20 protein-coding genes are annotated in these 22,539 nt (G+C 59.2%); 13 read left to right on the top strand and 7 right to left on the bottom strand.

The features are described 5' to 3' along the window. Nucleotides 1–220: 220 nt before the first annotated feature. The gene (gene aspA / locus BSF44_RS10435; RefSeq protein WP_095943431.1) at nt 221–1,645 is read right to left on the bottom strand and encodes an aspartate ammonia-lyase; all 1,425 of its coding nucleotides are present in this window, start codon (nt 1,643–1,645) and stop codon (nt 221–223) included. Nucleotides 1,646–1,825: 180 nt separating this feature from the next. Between aspA and BSF44_RS10430 the strand changes: the two genes are divergently transcribed. Further along, on the top strand, nt 1,826–2,737 hold the full coding sequence (locus BSF44_RS10430) for a LysR substrate-binding domain-containing protein (RefSeq protein ID WP_095943430.1): 912 nt from the start codon (nt 1,826–1,828) through the stop codon (nt 2,735–2,737). Between the two features lie 59 nt (nt 2,738–2,796). Here BSF44_RS10430 and BSF44_RS10425 read toward each other — a convergent pair whose 3' ends face one another. Continuing rightward, the gene (locus BSF44_RS10425; protein ID WP_095943429.1) at nt 2,797–3,366 is read right to left on the bottom strand and encodes a hypothetical protein; all 570 of its coding nucleotides are present in this window, start codon (nt 3,364–3,366) and stop codon (nt 2,797–2,799) included. A gap of 63 nt (nt 3,367–3,429) precedes the next feature. After that, entirely contained in the window at nt 3,430–3,987 is a 558-nt protein-coding gene (locus BSF44_RS10420) for a reprolysin-like metallopeptidase (RefSeq protein ID WP_095943428.1), read from the bottom strand. Between the two features lie 511 nt (nt 3,988–4,498). On the opposite strand from BSF44_RS10420, the gene purE reads away from it, so the two are divergent. The 4 genes from purE to BSF44_RS10400 all read left to right on the top strand — a co-directional run bounded on the left by purE (nt 4,499) and on the right by BSF44_RS10400 (nt 7,066). Then, the gene (gene purE, locus BSF44_RS10415) at nt 4,499–4,990 is read left to right on the top strand and encodes a 5-(carboxyamino)imidazole ribonucleotide mutase (RefSeq protein ID WP_007971731.1); all 492 of its coding nucleotides are present in this window, start codon (nt 4,499–4,501) and stop codon (nt 4,988–4,990) included. A gap of 11 nt (nt 4,991–5,001) precedes the next feature. After that, nucleotides 5,002–6,084 carry a 5-(carboxyamino)imidazole ribonucleotide synthase gene (locus tag BSF44_RS10410; RefSeq protein WP_095943427.1) on the top strand — a complete coding sequence of 361 codons (1,083 nt, stop codon included), beginning with the start codon at nt 5,002–5,004 and terminating at the stop codon, nt 6,082–6,084. Nucleotides 6,085–6,197: 113 nt separating this feature from the next. Continuing rightward, nucleotides 6,198–6,443 (top strand): GlsB/YeaQ/YmgE family stress response membrane protein, encoded by a 246-nt coding sequence (locus BSF44_RS10405; RefSeq protein WP_007928514.1) that lies wholly within the window; start codon nt 6,198–6,200, stop codon nt 6,441–6,443. An 86-nt stretch (nt 6,444–6,529) separates the two neighbouring features. Then, the gene (locus BSF44_RS10400) at nt 6,530–7,066 is read left to right on the top strand and encodes a DUF3299 domain-containing protein (protein ID WP_095943426.1); all 537 of its coding nucleotides are present in this window, start codon (nt 6,530–6,532) and stop codon (nt 7,064–7,066) included. Nucleotides 7,067–7,185: 119 nt separating this feature from the next. Here the strand turns inward: BSF44_RS10400 and BSF44_RS10395 are convergent, their stop codons facing one another. Then, the gene (locus BSF44_RS10395; protein WP_095943425.1) at nt 7,186–8,085 is read right to left on the bottom strand and encodes a D-hexose-6-phosphate mutarotase; all 900 of its coding nucleotides are present in this window, start codon (nt 8,083–8,085) and stop codon (nt 7,186–7,188) included. Between the two features lie 69 nt (nt 8,086–8,154). Next, nucleotides 8,155–8,559, bottom strand: coding sequence for an acyl-CoA thioesterase (locus BSF44_RS10390; RefSeq protein WP_007942704.1), 405 nt, complete (start codon nt 8,557–8,559; stop codon nt 8,155–8,157). Between the two features lie 363 nt (nt 8,560–8,922). Here BSF44_RS10390 and BSF44_RS10385 point away from each other — a divergent pair, with 363 nt between their 5' ends. The 8 genes from BSF44_RS10385 (at nt 8,923) to BSF44_RS10350 (ending at nt 19,655) form a co-directional block, all read left to right on the top strand. Further along, a complete protein-coding gene (locus BSF44_RS10385) occupies nt 8,923–10,221 on the top strand; it encodes an MFS transporter (RefSeq protein ID WP_056726831.1) in 1,299 nt (432 codons plus the stop codon). 234 nt (nt 10,222–10,455) lie between these two features. Further along, nucleotides 10,456–11,457, top strand: coding sequence for a phosphate ABC transporter substrate-binding protein PstS (locus BSF44_RS10380; protein WP_095943424.1), 1,002 nt, complete (start codon nt 10,456–10,458; stop codon nt 11,455–11,457). A gap of 411 nt (nt 11,458–11,868) precedes the next feature. Continuing rightward, on the top strand, nt 11,869–13,902 hold the full coding sequence (locus BSF44_RS10375) for an ABC transporter permease subunit (RefSeq protein WP_172435331.1): 2,034 nt from the start codon (nt 11,869–11,871) through the stop codon (nt 13,900–13,902). Nucleotides 13,903–13,918: 16 nt separating this feature from the next. Continuing rightward, on the top strand, nt 13,919–15,589 hold the full coding sequence (gene pstA, locus BSF44_RS10370) for a phosphate ABC transporter permease PstA (RefSeq protein WP_095943422.1): 1,671 nt from the start codon (nt 13,919–13,921) through the stop codon (nt 15,587–15,589). Nucleotides 15,590–15,763: 174 nt separating this feature from the next. Beyond that, a complete protein-coding gene (pstB, locus tag BSF44_RS10365; RefSeq protein WP_095943421.1) occupies nt 15,764–16,597 on the top strand; it encodes a phosphate ABC transporter ATP-binding protein PstB in 834 nt (277 codons plus the stop codon). Between the two features lie 121 nt (nt 16,598–16,718). Continuing rightward, on the top strand, nt 16,719–17,480 hold the full coding sequence (gene phoU / locus BSF44_RS10360) for a phosphate signaling complex protein PhoU (protein WP_057712724.1): 762 nt from the start codon (nt 16,719–16,721) through the stop codon (nt 17,478–17,480). 169 nt (nt 17,481–17,649) lie between these two features. After that, a complete protein-coding gene (locus tag BSF44_RS10355; protein ID WP_095943420.1) occupies nt 17,650–18,552 on the top strand; it encodes a response regulator in 903 nt (300 codons plus the stop codon). A 206-nt stretch (nt 18,553–18,758) separates the two neighbouring features. After that, nucleotides 18,759–19,655 (top strand): peptidoglycan DD-metalloendopeptidase family protein, encoded by an 897-nt coding sequence (locus tag BSF44_RS10350; protein ID WP_095943419.1) that lies wholly within the window; start codon nt 18,759–18,761, stop codon nt 19,653–19,655. Nucleotides 19,656–19,769: 114 nt separating this feature from the next. Here the strand turns inward: BSF44_RS10350 and BSF44_RS10345 are convergent, their stop codons facing one another. Both BSF44_RS10345 and phoR read right to left on the bottom strand, forming a co-directional pair. Then, nucleotides 19,770–21,110, bottom strand: a complete 1,341-nt coding sequence (locus tag BSF44_RS10345; RefSeq protein WP_095943418.1) for a hemolysin family protein — start codon at nt 21,108–21,110, stop codon at nt 19,770–19,772. Between the two features lie 124 nt (nt 21,111–21,234). Continuing rightward, nucleotides 21,235–22,521, bottom strand: a complete 1,287-nt coding sequence (phoR, locus tag BSF44_RS10340; RefSeq protein WP_256589043.1) for a phosphate regulon sensor histidine kinase PhoR — start codon at nt 22,519–22,521, stop codon at nt 21,235–21,237. Nucleotides 22,522–22,539 lie beyond the last annotated feature (18 nt).

Raw genomic sequence — 22,539 nt, 5'->3', positions numbered from 1 at the left:
CCGGCGCCGGGCTCCTGTAGGAGCGAGCTCGCTCGCGAAAAACTCAAGGGCGCCGTTGGCCATCAGGTTTACGCGTTATCGTTAAACATCTTCGCGAGCAAGCTCGCTCCTACAAAACAGTTAAAAAAAAGGGCCTGGGGACTAAATCCCCAAGCCCTCAAAAGGTGAGAGGTGTCTAGTCCCTCGACCTGGTGAGCGGTGCTACAAGTAACGCGTCGGGTTATGCCTTCAGAGGCACCAGGCGCGGAGCAATCATGTTTTCCGGGCGCAGGATGTCGGCAAGCATGGCTTCGTCGAGCAGACCTTCTTCGCGCACCAGTTCCAGCACGCCGCGGCCGCTTTCAAGGGCGATGCCGGCGATGCGGGTGGCATTCTTGTAGCCGATGTACGGGTTCAGTGCGGTGACCAGGCCGATCGAGTGCTCGACCAGTTCGCGGCAGCGGGCTTCGTTGGCGGTGATGCCGACGATGCAGTGCTCGCGCAGCATGTCCATGGCGCGTTGCAGCAGGCGGATCGAGTCGAAGATCTTGAAGGCGATCAGCGGCTCCATCACGTTCAGTTGCAGCTGGCCGCCTTCGGCCGCGATGGTCAGGGCCAGGTCGTTACCGATGATCTGGAACGCCACCTGGTTGACCGCTTCCGGAATTACCGGGTTGACTTTGCCTGGCATGATCGAACTGCCTGGCTGCCGCGCCGGCAGGTTGATCTCGTTGATGCCGGTACGCGGGCCGCTGGACAGCAGGCGCAGATCGTTACAAATTTTCGACAGTTTGACCGCGGTACGCTTGAGCATGCCGGAGAACAACACGAAGGCGCCCATGTCGGAGGTGGCTTCGATCAGGTCGGCGGCCGGTACCAGCGGTTGGCCGCTGATCACTGCCAGACGCTGAACAGCCAGAGCCTGATAACGCGGGTCGGCGTTGATACCGGTACCGATCGCGGTGCCGCCCAGGTTCACTTCAGTCAGCAGTTCCGGGGCCAGCGTCTTCAGGCGGGCCAGGTCTTCGCCCATGGTGGTGGCGAACGCACGGAATTCCTGACCCAGGGTCATCGGCACGGCGTCTTGCAGTTGGGTACGACCCATCTTCAGGACGTGGTTGAATTCCTGACCCTTGTTCGCGAACGCCTGAATCAGGCTGTCGAGACTGGCCAGCAGAGCGTCGTGACCCAGCAACAGCCCCAGACGGATTGCCGTCGGGTAAGCGTCGTTGGTCGACTGCGCCATGTTCACGTCATCGTTCGGGTGCAGGTACTGGTACTCGCCTTTCTGGTGACCCATGGCCTCCAGCGCGATGTTGGCGATGACTTCGTTGGCATTCATGTTGGTCGAAGTGCCAGCGCCGCCTTGAATCATGTCCACCACGAACTCTTCGTGGAAGTCGCCGCGGATCAAGCGTGCACAGGCTTCACTGATGGCAGCGTGCTTGGCTTCGCTCAGGTGACCCAGCTCACGGTTGGCGTCAGCAGCGGCCTGTTTAACCATGGCCAGACCGACAACCAGTTTCGGGTAGTGCGAAATCGGAACGCCCGAAAGGCGGAAGTTATTCACCGCTCGCAGGGTCTGGATACCGTAATACGCTTGAGCCGGTACTTCGAGGGCGCCAAGCAGGTCATTTTCTGTGCGGAATGATGCAGCGGAGGACATGATAGAAATCATCTCAATATGAACCCGGTCTGTGCCGGAACGCTGCGAATGCTAGGCCTGTGGAGAATTTTGGGCCAATGCTGTTAAACACTAGGCTATGCATATTCGGCATAATGCCCGTGTGACGCTGGCTTGATGGCGAACGTGTGACCTAAATTGGTGCGTGTCCGGGAGGACGTGATGAATCTGGAAAGCAAATGGCTGGAGGACTTCAGTGCCTTGGCCGCCACCCGCAGTTTCTCCCAGGCCGCCGAGCGGCGCTTCGTGACGCAGCCCGCGTTCAGCCGGCGAATCCGCAGCCTGGAGGCGGCGTTGGGGCTGACCCTGGTCAACCGTTCACGCACGCCGGTGGAGCTGACGGCGGCAGGGCAATTGTTTCTGGTTACCGCACGCACCGTGGTCGAGCAACTGGGCGAAGTGCTGCGCCATCTACATCACCTGGAAGGCGGGCAGGGTGAAGTGATGCAGGTCGCTGCCGCGCACTCCCTTGCGCTCGGTTTCTTTCCGCGCTGGATCGCGCAGTTACGCAACGAAGGCCTGAACATCGCCACGCGGCTGGTGGCGACCAACGTCGGTGACGCGGTGCATGCCTTGCGCGAAGGCGGCTGCGATCTGATGCTGGCGTTCTACGACCCGGACGCCGCCATGCAGATGGACCCGGAAATCTTCCCTTCGTTGCACCTTGGCCACACCGAGATGCTGCCGGTCTGCGCCGCCGACGCGGACGGTAAACCCCTGTTCGATCTGGAAGGTGAAGGGAGCGTGCCGCTACTGGCGTACAGCGCCGGTGCGTTTCTCGGCCGTTCGGTGAACATGCTGCTTCGTCAACGGGCGCTACGCTTCACCACCATCTACGAAACCGCCATGGCCGACAGCCTGAAAAGCATGGCTCTGGAAGGCCTGGGCATCGCCTGGGTGCCGCAACTGAGTGTGCGTGCCGAGCTGGCGCGGGGTGAGCTGGTGGTCTGCGGCGGGCCGCAGTGGCATGTGCCGCTGGAGATTCGTCTGTACCGCTGTGCGCTGGTGCGCAAGGCCAACGTGCGGTTGTTGTGGCGCAAGCTGGAGGGTGGGGCGGCGGGCTCAAGTAGCTGAAGGAGAGTAAAGAGTGAAAGCCATTTCTGTTTTCACTCTTTGCCGTGATTCAAAGCGTCTCAAGCGTACTCTTCGAGATAATTACGGATGTTTTCCCTGTTTTTGTCGCTGAAGCGCTTGGCGTCCCCCCTGAGCGCGGAAAAACCTGTACCCGGCGCCATGATGGTTTCGTCCCACCAGCCGTTGTAATAAACCTCATAGTCCTCATGTGTTGCACCGAACATGTGACCCGCTTCATGGGCGGGAGTCTGGTTGCCGCGAATAGATGAAATTGCACAATAGCCCTTGGGGCTGGCAATTCCGGCAGTAGAGCTGTTGAGGTTGTCGCGTGTCAGCAGAAGGAACTTTCGAGTGTGATCGTCGTAGCTGCCATAGGTGTAGGTCATTTTTTGTTCCTCGACTTTTAGATACCAGTCATGAAGCGCTTGTTCAGGCGTATCAATTTTATAAGAGTGGTCACTAAGCGTTGGCGCATCTGAGGGAGGTATGAAGATGATCGCAAATGGCCGTCCGGATAGTGTTTCGAATTCCTCTGATAGCCAGTTGAAGTGGTTCTCATAAAGTTCATTGGTCTTGTAGTCAGAAAGGTCTTTGTGGATGAAAACAAGTAGCAACAATGGACGTGGCATTGAAGAGCCTCCAAGAGGCTTTGGCCTCAGCGGTTGATATGCCGAAGGAAGTGTTATTCAGAATCAATCGGCTTGATTGAGGTAGCGACGGATGTTCTCCTCGTTTGTTTTGCTGAAGCGGAACGCAATAGGTCCATCTGCAGTAGCGTACATGGTAGATTTAGCGGGGCCATAGTAAGTAGAGACACTTTCTTCGGCATCTTCATGGTTCGCATTGAACATATGACCAATCTCGTGAGCGGCGGTGACTTTATATGTAGTCGAAGCGACTCCTGCAATACCCGGGGCATAGGCAACTCCCAAGGTTTTATCGTTGATGTCGTCACGCGTTAATAGCAAAAATTTGTGAAGGTAGTCATCGGGCTGGAGTGACTCGACGTACTCCAGGATTTTATCCTGTAGTGTATTTAACAGATTGGCCAGGTCCTCGGTTTTATAGTCGAGGTTGCTTATAAATGGGGCATCTGATGGGGGGACAAATGTGACGTCCATTGTACGGGCAGAAATCCGTGCAATTGTATCTGCTATCCAGTCAAAATGATCGAGGTAGAGCTTGTCTTCGTTGTAGCCGGTCAGGTCTTCATGGACGAAGACGGTCAACATGATTTGACGTTTTGGCATGGTAGTTCTCTTGAAAGTTTAAGTGGTGATGGCTTTTTTTGTTTTGCTGTTCGGTAATTGAGCTCCTTTCAAGGTGCGCTCAATATTGATAGGCATTCAGCTTTTGCTGGTTGGTATGTATGCCTGGATTTAAATAGGCTTGCGATGATTAAATTAGCGGTGCTGTGATGTATTTTCGAGTGAACGTTTATTTCTTTCTATTGCGCAGTGCTGACTATTATAAGACGTGGGTTTAAGATCTTTTAGAAATGTGGAAAGTTGCGCGTTCGGCTGGCTGAATCGTCTTCTTCCAGAGGAGGTATGTCGGCTGACCTTTGAGTCAATAAATACGCCGCTTTGAGGTGAATGACAGATGGTCGCAACAGGGGCTGTTTATCTGCCTCATTGAGGTATACTGCGCGGCCTTCGGCCGGTTACGACCGGCCATAATTCGTACAATCAAGCCACGCATCCTGCGTGGCTTGTTGTTTTTTGACGCGCCTGCGGGCGCCCAGAGAGAAGAGGCACGACGATGAGTGCACTGGTTGGCGTGATCATGGGCTCCAAGTCCGATTGGTCCACCCTTAGCCACACCGCCGATATGCTGGAAAAGCTCGGCATCCCCTACGAGGTGAAAGTGGTTTCTGCCCACCGCACCCCGGACCTGCTGTTCCAGTACGCCGAAGAAGCCGAGGCGCGTGGCATCGAGGTGATCATCGCCGGTGCCGGTGGCGCGGCCCACTTGCCTGGCATGTGTGCGGCCAAGACCCACCTGCCGGTGCTGGGCGTACCCGTACAATCGGCAATGCTGTCAGGTGTTGATTCGCTGCTTTCCATTGTGCAGATGCCAGCAGGCATTCCGGTCGCCACCCTGGCCATCGGCAAGGCGGGCGCGATCAACGCAGCGCTGCTGTCGGCGAGTATCCTTGGCGCCAAGCACCCGCAGTTCCACGCGGTGCTGAAAACCTTCCGTGCTGAGCAGACAGACAGCGTCCTGGAAAATCCAGACCCACGCATCGCCTGAGGTTGTTGACGATGAAGATCGGTGTAATCGGTGGCGGCCAGTTGGGTCGCATGTTGGCGCTGGCGGGCACTCCGCTGGGCATGAACTTCGCTTTCCTGGACCCGGCGCCGGATGCTTGCGCAGCCGCTTTGGGCGAACACCTGCGGGCCGATTACGGCGATCAGGATCACCTGCGTCAGCTGGCCGATGAAGTCGATCTGGTGACCTTCGAGTTCGAAAGCGTGCCGGCCGAGACCGTGGCTTTCCTGTCGCAATTCGTCCCGGTCTATCCGAGTGCCGAAGCGCTGCGCATCGCCCGCGATCGCTGGTTCGAGAAGAGCATGTTCAAGGACCTGGGAATTCCTACGCCAGCGTTCGCCGACATTCAGTCTCAGGCTGATCTCGACGCCGCCGTGGCTTCCATCGGTCTGCCGGCGGTGCTGAAGACCCGTACCCTGGGTTATGACGGCAAGGGCCAGAAAGTCCTGCGCACTCCTGAAGATGTGGTTGGCACCTTTGCCGAACTGGGCAGCGTGGCCTGCCTGCTGGAAGGTTTCGTGCCGTTCACCGGTGAAGTTTCGCTGATCGCCGTGCGTGCCCGCGACGGTGAGACCCGGTTCTATCCGCTGGTGCACAACACCCACGAAAGCGGCATCCTCAAACTGTCCGTGGCCAGTAGCGATCACCCGTTGCAAGCCTTGGCCGAAGACTACTCCAGCCGTGTGCTCAAGCAGCTGGATTACGTCGGCGTGATGGCGTTCGAGTTCTTTGAAGTCGACGGTGGCCTCAAGGCCAACGAAATTGCCCCCCGGGTGCACAACTCAGGGCACTGGACTACCGAAGGCGCCGAGTGCAGCCAATTCGAAAACCACTTGCGAGCCGTTGCCGGTCTGCCGTTGGGCTCGACCGCCAAGGTCGGCGAAAGCGCGATGCTCAACTTCATCGGCAAGGTGCCGGACACCGAGAAGGTCGTGGCCATCGCCGATTGCCATCTGCATCACTACGGCAAGGCCTTCAAGGTCGGCCGCAAGGTCGGTCACGCCAACCTGCGATGCGCGGATCGCGAAACGCTCACCGCGCAGATCCTCAAGGTCGAAGCGCTGATCGCCGAATAGTTTCATGTGGCAGCGGCGGAACCATTCAGGGACCGCCGTTCTCTCATGGCAGGATGCCAAAGTCTGACTAGGCTTTGGCTAGGACTCAGCCAATTCAATCAGAGGGAAATGCCATGGGAATCATCGGAACCATCTTTATCGGCTTGATTGTCGGCCTGCTGGCGCGGTTTCTGAAACCGGGCGATGACAGCATGGGCTGGATCATGACCATCCTGCTCGGTATCGGCGGTTCGCTGGCGGCCACTTACGGCGGTCAAGCTCTGGGCATCTATCAGGCTGGCCAAGGCGCAGGCTTCATCGGTGCGCTGGTGGGCGCCGTTGTGTTGCTGGTGATCTACGGACTGGTCAAAAAGAACTGATCCAGGCGACAAGCCCTCTCCGCCAAACCGGCCGGGAGGGCTAGAATGCTTGGTGTTCCCTGTTCTTCCCTTTACCGAGCACCTTCATGCGCCGTCTTTTACTGACTCTTGTTTTACTGGGTTCGGGCTTTGCCCATGCCGGCGAATTGCCGGAAACCGATTGGCTCGAATTGATGCCCAAGTCGGACCAGAAGGCCCTCGAGGCCATGCCTGAAATCGACCACAACTCCCCTGAAGCCAACGGCACTTTCACCGACAAGGGTGGGATGAAGCAGGCCAAAGGCTTGCCAGCGGTGATGTATTCGACCAAGACCGTTGCGTCGATGAACGACAAGAACATCCGCATTGGCGGGTACCCCGTGCCGCTGGAGTCCGATGCCAAGGGCCGCAGTACGTTGTTCTTCCTGGTGCCGTATCCGGGCGCGTGCATCCATGTGCCACCGCCGCCGCCCAACCAGTTGGTGCTGGTGCGCTATCCAAAGGGCCTGAAGTTGAACGATATCTACTCGCCGCTGTGGGTCACCGGCACGCTGAAAGTCGAGAAGGTCAGCAATGACCTGGCCGATGCGGCGTATGCGCTGGATGCGCAGAAGGTACGTGTGGTGGAAGAGTCGGATCTGTAAGGAGATCCAAATGTGGGAGCGAGCCTGCTCGCGATAGCGGCCTGACAGCCAACGATGATGTTGGATGTGGTGACCTCATCGCGAGCAAGCTCGCTCCCACATTGGTTTTGTGGTGTTGCTTAGAGCGGCTTGCTACCGACGCTCACGCCCAGCATATGGCTGGCACCTGGTTTCAGGTTCACCACATCGCCCATCACGTTCGCCGTCTCGATGCATAGCATGCGCTGCCAGCCATCGTCGGCCATGTCGCTGAACGCGGCGGCGCGGTCGATCCACGGGTTCCAGATCACCGCCGTACGTGATCCGCTGCTGGTCAGTTCGATGCGTCGCTCCCAGGTCGGGTCGACGATGCTCAACAGTGGCGGGGCATCGAGATAGATGCGATCGGTCTCCCCAATAAAGCACAGATCACCGAGTTGTTGCCTGGTTTTCCAGTCTTCCAGGGTTTCGATGTAGCTCAAGCCATCCACGCCTTCGACATGCACCTCACGCACATCGCTGACGGCAAAATAGCTGTGCAGCGCCTGGCTGATGCTGACGGTTTCAGTGCCCCGGTTGTGGCTGATCAGATGGATGTGCAATTGCTCGTCGAGGCGAATGCTCAGCGTCAGATCCACCTGGTGCGGCCAGCCGGGAAAGCCGCCTTCGGGGTAGGGCAGGAGGAATTCGACCTTCAGGCTTTCGCCTTCCGCTTCGATGCCGCCCAACTCCCAATCCATCGCTCGCACGAAGCCGTGAGCCGACGGCGCTTCATTGCTGGTGCGCATCGCCTGAACGCTTTGCGGGTTGCGCGCAAAGTTGCCGAACCATGGCCAGCACACCGGCACGCCGGCACGGATGCTCTTGCCGGTCTTGAACACAGCCTCGTCGTTGAGCCAGATCAGCGGCGGCTGGCCGGCCAATTGATAGCTGAGGATGTGCGCGCCTTGCTGGGCCACCAGTAATTCGGCCTGACCGTGGCGGATGCGCCAGCAGTTCAGTTCATCCAGTTTTACGGCTTCAACATTGGGCATGCTCATGGGACAGCTCTCGATCAGTAACGTGGACGACTATCGACCGCAAAACGGCTACCAGGTTTGGAAGCTCTTTCAGCGAGCCCGGGGCGGAACCGAACGGGTGCGACCGCTGCCGTCGATGGCAACGAACACAAACACCGCTTCGGTCACTTTACGCCACTCGCTGGACAGTGGATCGTCGCTCCAGACCTCGACCATCATCTTGATCGAGCTGCGGCCGATTTCCAGGGCCTGGGTATAAAAGGAGAGCTGAGCGCCCACCGCCACCGGAACCAGAAACGCCATACGGTCGATTGCAACGGTGGCAACGCGCCCTCCGGCGACCTTGCTGGCCATCGCGGTGCCCGCCAAATCCATCTGCGCCACCAGCCAGCCGCCGAAAATATCGCCAAAGCCGTTGGTTTCGCGAGGAAGCGCGGTGATTTGCAGGGCCAGGTCGCCTTGCGGGATCGGATCTTCTTGTTCGAGCTCTATCATTCCGGGGGTGCCTCTGACCCGTGACTCTTCGTTGGTATTGCTGGTGGTAGCCGTCTTCGGGAAAAACGATTCAGCACCGAACATACTACGTTCGTCACGTTTTCCATCAGGCGCCTAAAGGGAAACTCTGCGAAATCGCCTATGAACCTGACAGGCGCTTTCGCACAGCAACCCCTCAAAAACCGGAGCAGGCTTTGAGTATATCGGTCGGTAGACTCCGCGACGACCGTCCGGTTCTCATTTTGACTGTCAAAAACGCACCTCTATGTGCTTTTTCGAACAATTTGCTATCGTGCCGGACCTGCCCAAACCTCAGCCAGCGTTGTTGAGGTTGCAGATCCGACTATAAGAGAAGCCCTTGCCATGACCACAGCGCCCTCGAGCATCGCGCAGCCAGACCAACCCGCACGTCCGCTGACCCGCAACGACTACAAGACTCTATCGCTGTCTGCCTTGGGCGGCGCGCTGGAGTTCTACGATTTCATCATCTTCGTGTTCTTCGCCACGGTGGTGGGCAAGCTGTTCTTCCCGGCGGACATGCCTGAGTGGCTACGCCTGATGCAGACCTTCGGTATCTTCGCCGCCGGCTACCTGGCGCGGCCGTTGGGCGGCATCGTGATGGCGCACTTCGGCGACCTGTTGGGTCGCAAGAAAATGTTCACCCTGAGTATTTTCATGATGGCGGTGCCGACCTTGATCATGGGTTTGCTGCCGACTTACGCGCAGATCGGCATGTGGGCGCCGATTCTGCTGTTGCTGATGCGGGTGATCCAGGGCGCGGCCATTGGTGGTGAAGTGCCGGGGGCATGGGTCTTCGTTTCCGAGCACGTTCCGCAGCGGCATGTCGGCTACGCCTGCGGCACCCTGACCAGTGGCCTCACGGCGGGCATCCTGCTCGGCTCGCTGGTTGCCACGGCGATCAACAGCCTCTATACCCCGGTGGAAGTTGCGGATTACGCCTGGCGGATTCCGTTCCTGCTCGGAGGCGTGTTCGGTCTGTTCTCGGTGTACCTGCGTCGCTGGCTGCACGAAACTCCGGTGTTTGCCGAACTGCAACAGCGCAAGGCCCTGGCCGAAGAAGTGCCGTTGCGTGCGGTGCTGCGTGACCATCGTGGCGCGATTGCCATTTCGATGCTGCTGACCTGGTTGCTGTCGGCCGCCATCGTGGTGTTGATCCTGATGACCCCGACGGTGTTGCAGACGGTCTATCACTTCTCGCCAACCACGTCCCTGCAGGCCAACAGCGTGGCGATCGTGTTCCTGAGTTTTGGATGCATCATTGCCGGCGCACTGGCCGACCGCTTCGGTGCGGGACGAGTCTTCGTGATCGGCTGTACCGCGCTGCTTGCCAGCTCCTGGACCTTCTATCACAGCCTGGCCGATCATCCCGACTGGTTGTTCCCGATGTATGCCCTGACCGGTCTGCTGGTCGGCACCATCGGTGCGGTGCCGTATGTGATGGTCAAGGCCTTCCCGCCGGTGGTGCGTTTCAGCGGCCTGTCGTTCTCCTACAACGTCGCCTACGCGATTTTCGGTGGCCTGACGCCGATGATCGTCAGCCTGTTGCTCAAGGAGAGTGCGATGGGGCCTGCTTATTATGTGGCGGTGCTGTGTGGGGTCGGGATTCTGGTGGGGGCATATCTCTGGAAGAAGGGTCGTTAATCTCGACTTTTTACATCGTCTATAAAGGCCACATCGCTAGCAGGCTAGCTCCCACATTGGAATGCGTTTCAACTGTGGGAGCTAGCCTGCTAGCGACTGAGGGCGCCGTGAATCATCCAGTAAAAACCCGAATACTGGCCTTTCATCCAATTGTCATATTTCAGCCATAGAGTGTTCACACGGCCTGCTGATACTTGGCCCCGAATAACACACCCTATCTGCTAGGAGTAAGGCATGAAACTGAAGCGTTTGATGGCGGCAATGACTTTTGTCGCTGCTGGCGTTGCGACTGCCAACGCGGTTGCCGCTGTTGACCCTGCTATCCCGAGCTACACCAAGACCACTGGTGTGTCGGGCAACCTGTCCAGCGTCGGCTCCGATACCCTGGCCAACCTCATGACCCTCTGGGCTGAGAACTACAAAAAAGAATACCCGAACGTAAACATCCAGATTCAGGCCGCTGGCTCCGCCACTGCGCCACCTGCGCTGACTGAAGGCACCTCCAACCTGGGCCCGATGAGCCGCAAGATGAAGGACACCGAACTGGCTGCCTTCGAGCAGAAGTACGGCTACAAGCCAACCGCTATCCCGGTTGCAGTGGACGCCCTGGCGGTATTCGTACACAAGGACAACCCGATCCAGCACCTGACCATGGAGCAAGTTGACGCGATCTTCTCGTCCACTCGTCTGTGCGGCGCTAAAACCGAAGTCAAGACCTGGGGTGACCTGGGCGTGACCGGCGACCTGGCCAACAAGCCGGTTCAACTGTTCGGTCGTAACTCGGTATCCGGCACCTACGGCTACTTCAAGGAAGAAGCCCTGTGCAAAGGCGACTACAAGCCTAACGTGAACGAGCAGCCAGGTTCGGCTTCGGTCGTGCAGTCGATCAGCTCCTCGCTGAACGGTATCGGTTACTCGGGCATCGGTTACAAGACCGCTAGCGTGAAAACCGTTGCCCTGGCCAAGAAAGGCAGCCAGGACTTCGTCGAAGACACTGAAGAAAACGCCCTGAACGGCAAGTACCCGCTGTCCCGCTTCCTGTACGTGTACGTCAACAAGGCCCCGAACAAGCCTCTGGCCCCGCTGGAAGCCGAGTTCGTGAAACTGGTTCTGTCGAAACAGGGTCAGGAAGTCGTAGTGAAAGACGGTTACATCCCACTGCCAGCCAAAGTAGCTGCCAAAGCTCTGGCTGACCTGGGTCTGGCGGAAGGCGGCGCTGAAGTCGCAAAAAAGTAACAAATTGAGTCTAGAGTGACCCCTCTGGACTCACATGGGGGCGGCAGGAGCCGCCCCCATACACCTCTAATTCTCTATCCACTGCTGGTTACCGTCAGCGGCGGATTTGTTGCGTCACTGCATTGTCATCTTTCTGTCATACAGGATCGCTAGGGTGTGCGCATGAATGATCTGGCCAATTCCAACATGACTACTAATCCCCCCAAGCGAATTGATTTCAATACGCCTGAGCTACAACGCAAGCGCCGCATTCGCGCGCTCAAAGATCGCCTGACCCGCTGGTACGTCCTCGTTGGCGGCCTCGCTGTTCTGGGCGCGATCACCTTGATCTTCTTCTTCCTTGCCTACGTCGTCGCGCCCCTGTTCCAGGGTGCCAGCCTGACGTCCAGGGACGCCATCACGCCAGCCTGGATGCAGGACGCCGGCAAGCCGCTGATGATCTCCCTGGAAGAGCAGAACCAGGTTGCGATGCGGGTTTCCGACAAGGGCCAGGCATTGTTCTTCGACATCGACAGTGGCGCTGAATTGAAGCGCGTCGATCTGTCGATCCCGGCCGACACCACCGTGACCTCCATCGGAGAAGACCAGCCAGGTCACCCGCTGGTGGCGGTGGGCCTGTCCAACGGCCAGGCGCTGGTGTTCCGTCACACCTATAAAGTCAGTTACCCGGAGGGCAAGAAAACCATCACCCCAGCCGTCGAGTACCCGTATGGCGAAGCGCCAATCGCCCTGAACGAAGCCGGCGGTGCGCTTGAGCATGTCAGTCTCAACGCCAACGATTCGACCCTGATGCTGGTCGGCTCCACCGGTTCGCAACTCAATGTCCTGTCGCTGACCAGCGAAGAGAACATGATGACCGGCGAAGTCACCAACGAGCAGAAGCGCATCGAACTGCCGCAAATGACCGAGCCGGTGAAGAACATCTTCGTCGACCCGCGTCAGCAGTGGCTTTACGTGGTCAACGGGCGTGCCCAGGCCGACGTATTCAGCCTGCGCGACAAGAGCCTCAACGGTCGCTACAAACTGCTTGAAGACGGTGAAGCGCAAGTCACCGCCAGCACCCAACTTGTGGGCGGTATCTCGCTGATCATCGGTGACTCCAAGGGTGGCCTGGCCCAGTGGTTCATGGCCCGCGATCCGGATGGCGAACAACGCCTGAAGCAGATCCGCACCTTCCAGATGGGCACCACGCCTATCGTTGAAATCACTGCCGAAGAACGCCGCAAGGGCTTCATTGCCCTCGACGCTTCCGGCCAGCTCGGCGTGTTCCACAGCACCGCCCACCGCACCTTGCTGGTGGAGCCGGTCGCTGAAGGCCAGGGCATTTTCGGGCTGTCGCCTCGTGCCAACCGCGTGATCGTGGAGGCCGGCGGCAAGTTGCACCCGTTGCTGCTCGATAACCCGCACCCGGAAGTCTCGTGGAGCGCGCTGTGGAGCAAGGTCTGGTACGAGAACTACGACGAGCCTAAATACGTCTGGCAATCGACCGCCGCCAACACTGACTTCGAACCCAAGCTAAGCCTGTCGCCGCTGACCTTCGGTACCCTGAAAGCCGCGTTCTACGCCATGCTGCTAGCCGCTCCACTGGCCGTCGCCGCTGCGATCTACACCGCGTACTTCATGGCCCCAGGCATGCGCCGCAAGGTCAAGCCGGTGATCGAGTTGATGGAAGCGATGCCGACGGTGATCCTCGGTTTCTTCGCCGGCCTGTTCCTCGCGCCGTATGTGGAAGGGCATTTGCCGGGCATCTTCAGCCTGCTGATGTTGCTGCCGATCGGCATCCTGGTCGCCGGTTTCACTTTCAGCCGCCTGCCTGAGTCGATCCGCCTGAAAGTTCCGGACGGGTGGGAAAGTGCGCTGCTGATCCCGGTGATCCTGTTTGTGGGCTGGCTCTCGCTGTACATGAGCCCGTTCATGGAGAACTGGTTCTTCGGCGGCGACATGCGCATGTGGATCTCCCACGACCTGGGTATCACCTACGACCAGCGCAACGCTCTGGTGGTCGGTCTGGCCATGGGCTTCGCGGTCATCCCGAACATCTACTCCATCGCCGAAGACGCCGTGTTCAGCGTGCCTCGCGGCCTGACCCTGGGCTCCCTGGCTCTCGGTGCCACGCCGTGGCAGACCATGACCCGCGTGGTGATCCTCACCGCGAGCCCAGGCATCTTCTCGGCGCTGATGATCGGCATGGGCCGTGCGGTCGGTGAAACCATGATCGTGTTGATGGCCACCGGTAACACCCCGGTCATGGAAATGAACCTGTTCGAAGGCCTGCGCACCCTGGCAGCCAACGTTGCAGTGGAAATGCCCGAATCGGAAGTCGGCGGCAGCCACTATCGCGTGCTGTTCCTCTCGGCGTTGGTACTGCTGTTGTTCACCTTCGTCATGAACACCCTCGCAGAACTGATTCGTCAGCGTCTGCGCAAGAAATACTCGTCGCTTTAAGCAAAGGTAGAAGTCTGTGAAACAGAACTCCTTGAAAGGATGGTTCAAGAGCGGCGCCCCCGGCGTCTGGATCAGCGGTGGCGCGGTGTCCATCGCGGTCATCATGACCATTGGCCTGCTGGCAGTGATTGCCGTGCGCGGCCTGGGTCACTTCTGGCCGGCGGATCTGGTGCATGCCAGTTACGACGTACCGGGCCAGGCCAATCACCTGGTGATCGGCGAAATCGTACAGAAGGAAGAAGTGCCACGTGCCCGTCTGAAGAGCGCCGGCCTGCCGGTGCCTGACGAAGGCCCGGAGTTCATGACCCGCGAGCTGATCAAGGTCGGCAACCGTGACCTGAACGGCAATGACTTCACCTGGATCGTCGGCGAGTGGCTGACCAAGCAGACGACGCCGCCTGAGCTGATGGCCATCGAGCGCCGTGAGTGGGGCAACTTCTACGGTTACCTGGTCAACGTCAAACAGGATGGCAAGGTTGTCGCTGAAGGCGAAGCCGCATGGCCTGAGTTGCAGGCCCGTGTCGACCGTGTCAACAAGCTGGCTGCACAGCTCAAGAACCTGGAAAAGACCGACATCGGCGCGATCAATGCCGGTCTCGAGCGCATCCGTTTGCACAGTCGCAAACTGGAGCTGGATGGCAAGCTCGACGCCACTGCACAAGCAGACATGGAATCGGAGCGCGCCGAACTCAATGCTCGTTATCAGGAAGTTGAAGCGCGCCTGAGCGATCTTCATGCGCAGTTCAACCGCGACAGCCTGACCGCCCGCGATGCGAACGGTAAGGAAGTCGAGATCGGCATCGGCAAAGTGGTTCACGCCTATCAGCCGAACGCCATGAGCACGACCACCAAGATCGGTTTCTACTTCAGCAAGGTCTGGGAGTTCCTGAGCGACGACCCGCGTGAAGCGAACACCGAAGGCGGGATCTTCCCGGCCATCTTCGGCACCGTGATGATGACCCTGATCATGGCGATGATCGTGACCCCGTTCGGCGTGCTGGCGGCGGTGTACCTGCGTGAATACGCCAAGCAGAACGCGCTGACCCGGGTGATCCGCATCGCGGTGAACAACCTGGCGGGCGTTCCGGCCATTGTTTACGGCGTGTTCGGCCTGGGTTTCTTCGTCTACGTGCTGGGTGGCTCGCTCGACCGTCTGTTCTTCCCGGAAGCACTGCCGGCACCGACCTTCGGTACACCGGGTCTGCTCTGGGCTTCGCTGACCCTGGCGCTGCTGGCGGTGCCGGTGGTGATCGTGGCCACTGAAGAAGGCCTGGCGCGGATTCCTCGCACCGTGCGTGAAGGCTCGTTGGCCCTCGGCGCGACCAAGGCTGAAACCTTGTGGAAGATCGTGCTGCCGATGGCCAGCCCGGCGATGATGACCGGCATGATCCTCGCCGTGGCCCGCGCCGCGGGTGAAGTGGCGCCGCTGATGCTGGTGGGTGTAGTGAAACTGGCGCCGTCGCTGCCGGTGGACGGTAACTACCCGTACCTGCACCTGGACCAGAAGATCATGCACCTGGGCTTCCACATCTATGACGTCGGCTTCCAGAGCCCGAACGTCGAAGCCGCACGACCGCTGGTGTACGCCACGGCGCTGCTGCTGGTGCTGGTGATCGCGACATTGAACCTGTCGGCGGTGTACATCCGTAACCACCTGCGCGAGAAGTACAAGGCGCTGGATAGTTAATTGGTCGGCGCGGACCTTGTGGGAGCGAGCCCGCTCGCGAAGAAGGTACATCCGACACATTTTCTGTGTCTGAACGACCATCGCGAGCAAGCTCGCTCCTACAGTAAGAATTGTGTAACCGCAGGCCAAGGCCAGCGGAAAACGAACCGAATTTGTTAGCACAGGGAGCCTCCCATGCAGCACGAAGCACATACCCACGGCATCAACATGTCGGCCCTGGGTCGCGACAAACAGAGCCTGAATCTCGAACAGGAAACCGTAGCCATCGAAGTGCCGGGCCTGAGCCTGTTCTACGGCGATAAACAAGCGCTGTTCGACGTCAGCATGAACATCCCGAAACAGCGCGTGACCGCCTTCATCGGCCCGTCCGGCTGTGGCAAGTCGACGCTGTTGCGTACCTTCAACCGCATGAACGACCTGGTTGACGGGTGCCGTGTTGAAGGCGAGATCAACCTGTACGGCAACAACATCTACCGCAAGGGCGAAGACGTGGCCGAGCTGCGTCGTCGCGTCGGCATGGTGTTCCAGAAGCCCAACCCGTTCCCGAAAACCATCTACGAAAACGTGGTCTACGGCCTGCGCATCCAGGGCATCAACAAGAAGCGCGTGCTCGACGAAGCCGTTGAGTGGGCGTTGAAAGGCGCGGCGCTGTGGGACGAGGTCAAGGACCGTCTGCACGAGTCGGCACTGGGCCTGTCCGGTGGTCAGCAGCAGCGTCTGGTGATCGCCCGCACCATCGCCGTTGAGCCGGAAGTACTGCTGCTCGACGAACCGTGCTCGGCACTCGACCCGATCTCCACCCTGAAAGTCGAAGAGCTGATCTACGAACTGAAATCCAAGTTCACCATCGTCATCGTGACCCACAACATGCAACAGGCCGCGCGGGTTTCCGACTACACGGCGTTCATGTACATGGGCAAGCTGGTTGAGTTCGGCGACACCGACACCCTGTTCACCAATCCGGCGAAGAAGCAGACCGAAGACTACATCACGGGTCGGTACGGCTAGTTGAGGCCGCCGCGAGCTACAAGCTGCAAGCGGCAAGAAAGAACCGGTGCGATTCCAGGACTTGTACATAACTGCTTGAAGCTTGCAGCTTGAAGCTTGCAACTTTCGCGGAGCGAAAAAGATGATTAGTAAAGAAGGCCTTACCCACCACATTTCCGCGCAATTCAACGCCGAGCTCGAGGAAGTGCGCAGTCACCTCCTGGCCATGGGCGGGCTGGTGGAGAAGCAGGTCAACGACGCGGTGACCGCGCTGATCGAGGCCGACTCCGGCCTGGCCCAGCAGGTGCGCGAGATCGACGACCAGATCAACCAGATGGAACGCAACATTGACGAAGAATGCCTGCGCATTCTGGCCCGTCGTCAACCGGCAGCGTCCGACCTGCGCCTGATCATCAGCATTTCCAAGTCAGTGATCGACCTGGAGCGCATCGGTGACGAAGCGACCAAGATCGCCCGTCGCGCTATCCAGCTGTGCGAAGAAGGCGAAGCGCCGCGCGGTTACGTCGAAGTGCGCCATATCGGTGACCAGGTACGCAACATGGTTCGCGACGCACTGGATGCCTTTGCCCGTTTCGACGCCGAACTGGCCTTGTCGGTGGCGCAGTACGACAAGATCATCGACCGCGAATACAAGACCGCGCTGCGTGAGCTGGCCACTTACATGATGGAAGATCCGCGTTCCATTTCGCGGGTTCTGAGCATTATCTGGGTGCTGCGTTCGCTGGAGCGTATCGGCGACCACGCGCGCAATATCTCGGAGCTGGTGATCTATCTGGTACGCGGCACCGACGTGCGGCACCTGGGTCTTAAGCGCATGAAGGAAGAAGTCGAAGGAACAACCGGCGAAAGCGCTAATGTTCCGGGCAAAACTGACGATAAGTAAGGTTGCCCAAGTAAAGCGCCCGGCCTTTTGGCCGGGCGTTTTTGTTTGCGCTTCACGAATTCGAAAAGCAGCACCCCGCGAACGAAAAGTCCGGCGTGACTGAAAGATTTTTGGCAATGTGCCATCAGCAAGGCGGTATGCTGGCCGGGATTTTTAAAAGGGGTTTTGGATGAGTAAGGTCAGTGTGTTGGTCGTGGACGACGCGTCGTTCATTCGTGACCTGGTGAAAAAGTGCCTGCGCAATTATTTCCCGGGCATGCGGATCGAAGATGCGATCAACGGCAGAAAGGCTCAGGCCATGCTGGCCAAGGAAGCCTTCGACCTGGTCCTGTGCGACTGGGAAATGCCGGAAATGTCCGGCCTGGAACTGTTGACCTGGTGCCGCGAGCAAGACAGCCTCAAGGCCATGCCTTTCGTGATGGTGACCAGCCGTGGTGACAAGGAGAACGTTGTCCAGGCGATCCAGGCCGGTGTTTCCGGTTACGTCAGCAAGCCGTTCACCAACGAACAGTTGATCACCAAGGTCAAGCAGGCGCTGCACAAGGTCGGCAAACTCGACGCCTTGATCAACGTGGCCGCGACCAAGACCAGCCCTGCATTCGCTAACGACTCCCTCGCCGCCCTGACTGGCGGCAAGGCGCCCGTCGTCACGCCAACGGCCGCACCCGCACCGTCCAAAGGCTTGCTCAGCAGCCCGCCGGTCAAGGCGCCTGCGGCCTCTTCGGCACCCACCAGTGGCCGTGGCCAGGGTCAACTGCGTTTGCCGAACGGTATCGCACAATGCGTGATCAAGGCCTTGAGCCTCAAGGAAGCCCTGTTGGTGATCAAGCGTACCGAGACCCTGCCGCAGATCCTCGACAGCGCCGTGCTGGATCTGGAGCAGGGCGATAACGCCGAGATCGCCCGCCTCAACGGTTACCTGCACGCCGTCGTGGCCCACGAACCGAAGCCCGACAGCGACTGGCTGCAGCTGACCTTCCGCTTTGTCGACCAGGATGCGCAGAAGCTCGATTACATTTCGCGCCTGATTGCGCGGGGTACGGCGCAGAAGCACTTCATTCCTGGCGCTTGAGGCGCGTCGCCTGACAGTCCGCTTTCGCGAGCAGGCTCGCTCCCACATTGGAATGCGTTTCCTTGTGGGAGCGAGCCTGCTCGCGAAGGGGTCATCACTGATACCGCACATCTGCTGAACACCTTTTCTGAAACATCTGCCGACTACCCGGGTCCATTGCAGCTGCTAGGCTCAATCCCAGATCTCACTCGACAGAATCCTTGCTCATGTTCACGCGCCTGATGCTTTTATGTGGCCTGCTCATGGTCGCCACTTCGGCCATGGCCATGACCATCTACAAATCCAAAGATGCCTATGGCGTGGTTTCCTACAGCGACCGCCCCAGCAAAGGCGCCCATGTGTTCGTTTTTCGCGATGGCATGGTCGAGCACCTTGAGCGTCAGGTGCGCCTCGTCATCATGAAGAAGAACGGCGTGCACAGCGTGTACGTACGCAATGACCTGTATGCGCCGGTAGAAGTCGAATTGAGTTTTGCCGGGGTGAAGAACGCCAACGGTGTGCCGGGAGGGACGATTCGGCGCGTGATACCGCTGCGCAGCAGCGTTCGCCTGGCGCAGCTTACGGCGACTAAAGGTGGAAGGCCCCTCGCGTATGTTCCAAAGTTCAAATACTCCCTGGGCGACCCCTCAGGGCCCACGGTGGGCTATCGGTATCCGTTGCCCTGGCGTGGCGGGCCGTTCCGGATCAGTCAGGGCGCCAATGGCCCCTACAGCCACTTCGGGCCCAAGAGCCGTTACGCCATAGACATCGCGATGCCTGAGGGCACACCGATCATTGCCGCGCGAGGCGGGGTGGTGGTGAAAACCGAAAACAGGCAGAGCGGACGCGGCACCGATGCATCCGGTAATTTCGTACGGGTGCTACACGATGACGGGACCATGAGTGTTTACCTGCACCTGAAGAAAGGCTCGGTCTGCGTTCGGGAAGGTCAGCGGGTAACGGTCGGCAGTGCGTTGGCGTTGTCCGGCAACACCGGCAACAGCACCGGGCCGCATTTGCACTTCGTGGTGCAGCGCAATACCGGGCTGGGACTGGTGTCGATTCCATACCAGTTCAACCAGCCGGTCAGCGCGCTGCCCAACTTTGCGTTGGGTAAGCAGTGAGGCGTTGTCTGGTCTGACGCCATCGCGGGCAAGCCCGCTCCCACTGTTGAAATGCATTCCAGTGTGGGAGCGAGCTTGCTCGCGATGGTATCGACTCGAATCCGGATATCTCGATCAGTCCAGCATCAACACCTTGGCCAGGACGATCTTCGGCCCTTTCATCTTCTTGATGATGATCCGCAGGCCTTCGACTTCCAGCACTTCTTCCTCTTCGGGAACGCGCTTGAGGCTCTCGTAGACCAGCCCGGCAAGGGTTTCGGCTTCGACGTGGTCGAGGTCGATGCCCAGCAGTCGTTCAACCTTGAACAGCGGCGTATCGCCCCGCACCAGCAGCTTGCCCGGCTGATACGCGAGGATCCCGCGCTCGGCCTTGCGGTGTTCGTCCTGGATGTCGCCCACCAGCACTTCCAGCACGTCTTCCATGGTCAGGTAGCCGATGATGTTGCCATCGGCCTCTTCGACCACGGCGAAGTGCGAGCCGCCCTTGCGGAACTGTTCCAGCAACTGCGACAGCGGCATGTGCCGCGACACGCGCTCCAGCGGGCGAGTCAGTTCGGCCAGGTTGAACGACTCGGGAATGTGGTCCAGCGCCGCCAGTTCCAACAGCAGATCCTTGATGTGCAGCAGGCCGACGAACTCCTGACGTTCGCTGTCGTACACCGGGTAGCGGCTGAACTTGTGGCGACGAAACATTGCCAGGATCTGCTTGAGTGGCGCATTGAACTCCAGTGTCACCAGGTCTTCGCGGGAGTTGGCCCAGTCGACCACTTCCAGTTCACCCATTTCCACCGCCGAGGCCAGCACGCGCATGCCTTGGTCACTCGGGTCCTGGCCACGGCTGGAGTGCAGGATCAGCTTCAGTTCTTCACGGCTGTAGTGGTGCTCGTGATGCGGGCCGGGCTCACCTTGGCCTGCGATGCGCAGGATCTGGTTGGCGCTGGCGTTGAGCAGGTAGATGGCCGGGTACATGGCCCAGTAGAACAGGTACAGCGGCACGGCGGTCCACAGCGACAGCAACTCGGGTTTGCGGATCGCCCAGGATTTGGGAGCCAGTTCGCCGACCACGATGTGGAGGTAGGAAATGATGAAGAACGCGGTGAAGAATGAAACAGCCTTGACCACTTCAGCGGAATCTACGCCCACGGCACTCAGTACAGGCGCCAGAAGGTGCGCAAACGCAGGTTCACCGACCCAGCCCAGGCCCAGGGAGGCGAGGGTGATACCGAGCTGACAGGCCGAGAGATAGGCATCGAGCTGACTGTGCACGGTACGCAGGATGTGCCCGCGCCAGCCGTTTTTGTCAGCGATGGCCTCGACCCGGGTCGAGCGCAGCTTGACCATGGCAAATTCCGCCGCAACGAAAAATCCGTTGAGCAAAACCAGGATCAGAGCAAAAAGAATCATGCCGAAGTCGGCGAAAATGGTAGCGAGGGTCAAACCAGGGGAAGGGTCCATGATGGAGTTTTGCGGGTTCCGTATATTCGAGAGGGAAGTAAAAAACCGCGCCTGAAAGGCAGGCGCAAGTCAGCCAATGTAGCGGCTGACTGGCCAGTTGCCTAGTGGCGCGTGCTGACCGGTATCAGTCAGCGGTGCTGATAACCCGGGATTTGGTGACCTGGGCCGGGGCAAAGTGGCAGGTGAAGGTGCTGCCGTGGCCCGGTACGCTGCTGATTTCCATCCGTGCCCGATGTCGTAACAGGACGTGTTTGACGATCGCCAGCCCCAAGCCGGTGCCCCCGGTGTTGGAGTTGCGGCTGGAGTCGACGCGATAGAAACGTTCGGTCAGGCGCGGCAGGTGTTTGGCATCGATGCCGATCCCGGAATCCTGCACGCTCAGGTGCGCCCCCTGGTCATCGCTCCACCAGCGAATGCGGATATTGCCTTCGGCCGGGGTGTATTTCACCGCGTTGAACACCAGGTTGGAAAACGCGCTGCGCAACTCCGCTTCGCTGCCCTTGAGCAGAATCGTCGGATCGGCTTCCAGGGTGATTTTCTGGTTTTTCTGACCGGACAACTGCTGCGCGTCGCTCTTGATCGATTGCAGCAAGCCGTCGATCGGCACTGGCTGGTTGTCCGACGGATAATCGGTGGCTTCCAGCTTGGCCAGCAACAACAGATCATTGAGCAGGGTCTGCATGCGTCCGCCTTGTTGCTGCATCTGCTGCAAGGCACGGCCCCAGCGCGGGTTCACTTCGTCGACGTTGTCGAGCAAGGTTTCCAGGTAACCGCAGATCACCGTCAACGGCGTGCGCAGTTCATGGGAAACGTTGGCGATGAAGTCTTTGCGCATTTGCTCAAGCTGATGGATGCGCGTCACATCGCGCACCAGCATCAAGTGTTCGTTGTTGCCATAACGGGTGATGTATAGCTGGATGCGCACGCGGTCGTTGGTCGGCGAAGGAATTTCCAGCGGCTCGGCGTAGCTGTCCTGCTCGAAGTATTCCTTGAAGCGCGGATGGCGCACCAGGTTGGTCACCGGTTGACCGCTGTCCTGCGGGGTCTTGAGGCCCAGCAGGGTTTCGGCGGCGCGGTTCCACCATTCCAGGTTGCCATCGGTGTCGAGCATGATCACTGCGTCTTTCAGCGCCGCGGTGGATTCCTGAACCCGGTCGATCACCGCTTGCAGGCGCCCACGTACTCGTTGGTCACGGCGTTGCAAGTGGTAGATGCTGTCGAACACCTCGCCCCACAGGCCATAGCCGTCGGGTGGTGCTTCATCGGGTTTGTGCAGGCGCAACCACTCGTGCAGACGCAGCAATTGCTTGAGGGTCCAGGCCAGGTAAAGACCCAGGCCCGCGGCGAGGCTCCAGCCGTAATAGCCGGTGATCAGGCCGATCACCAGGCAGGCGGTGACCAGTAGCAGCATGTGGCGAATCAGGGTGCC

Origin of the sequence: Pseudomonas sp. ACN8, assembly GCF_002303925.1 — a bacterium.
Lineage (GTDB): Bacteria > Pseudomonadota > Gammaproteobacteria > Pseudomonadales > Pseudomonadaceae > Aquipseudomonas.
This window is presented reverse-complemented; position numbering and strand designations above follow the sequence as displayed.

Coding starts and splice junctions, on each gene's coding strand:
- aspA (WP_095943431.1), bottom strand. CDS start 1,645: ATGTCCTCCGCTGCATCATTCCGCACAGAAAATGACCTGCTTGGCGCC.
- BSF44_RS10430 (WP_095943430.1), top strand. CDS start 1,826: ATGAATCTGGAAAGCAAATGGCTGGAGGACTTCAGTGCCTTGGCCGCC.
- BSF44_RS10425 (WP_095943429.1), bottom strand. CDS start 3,366: ATGCCACGTCCATTGTTGCTACTTGTTTTCATCCACAAAGACCTTTCT.
- BSF44_RS10420 (WP_095943428.1), bottom strand. CDS start 3,987: ATGCCAAAACGTCAAATCATGTTGACCGTCTTCGTCCATGAAGACCTG.
- purE (WP_007971731.1), top strand. CDS start 4,499: ATGAGTGCACTGGTTGGCGTGATCATGGGCTCCAAGTCCGATTGGTCC.
- BSF44_RS10410 (WP_095943427.1), top strand. CDS start 5,002: ATGAAGATCGGTGTAATCGGTGGCGGCCAGTTGGGTCGCATGTTGGCG.
- BSF44_RS10405 (WP_007928514.1), top strand. CDS start 6,198: ATGGGAATCATCGGAACCATCTTTATCGGCTTGATTGTCGGCCTGCTG.
- BSF44_RS10400 (WP_095943426.1), top strand. CDS start 6,530: ATGCGCCGTCTTTTACTGACTCTTGTTTTACTGGGTTCGGGCTTTGCC.
- BSF44_RS10395 (WP_095943425.1), bottom strand. CDS start 8,085: ATGAGCATGCCCAATGTTGAAGCCGTAAAACTGGATGAACTGAACTGC.
- BSF44_RS10390 (WP_007942704.1), bottom strand. CDS start 8,559: ATGATAGAGCTCGAACAAGAAGATCCGATCCCGCAAGGCGACCTGGCC.
- BSF44_RS10385 (WP_056726831.1), top strand. CDS start 8,923: ATGACCACAGCGCCCTCGAGCATCGCGCAGCCAGACCAACCCGCACGT.
- BSF44_RS10380 (WP_095943424.1), top strand. CDS start 10,456: ATGAAACTGAAGCGTTTGATGGCGGCAATGACTTTTGTCGCTGCTGGC.
- BSF44_RS10375 (WP_172435331.1), top strand. CDS start 11,869: ATGCAGGACGCCGGCAAGCCGCTGATGATCTCCCTGGAAGAGCAGAAC.
- pstB (WP_095943421.1), top strand. CDS start 15,764: ATGCAGCACGAAGCACATACCCACGGCATCAACATGTCGGCCCTGGGT.
- phoU (WP_057712724.1), top strand. CDS start 16,719: ATGATTAGTAAAGAAGGCCTTACCCACCACATTTCCGCGCAATTCAAC.
- BSF44_RS10355 (WP_095943420.1), top strand. CDS start 17,650: ATGAGTAAGGTCAGTGTGTTGGTCGTGGACGACGCGTCGTTCATTCGT.
- BSF44_RS10350 (WP_095943419.1), top strand. CDS start 18,759: ATGTTCACGCGCCTGATGCTTTTATGTGGCCTGCTCATGGTCGCCACT.
- BSF44_RS10345 (WP_095943418.1), bottom strand. CDS start 21,110: ATGGACCCTTCCCCTGGTTTGACCCTCGCTACCATTTTCGCCGACTTC.
- phoR (WP_256589043.1), bottom strand. CDS start 22,521: ATGCTGCTACTGGTCACCGCCTGCCTGGTGATCGGCCTGATCACCGGC.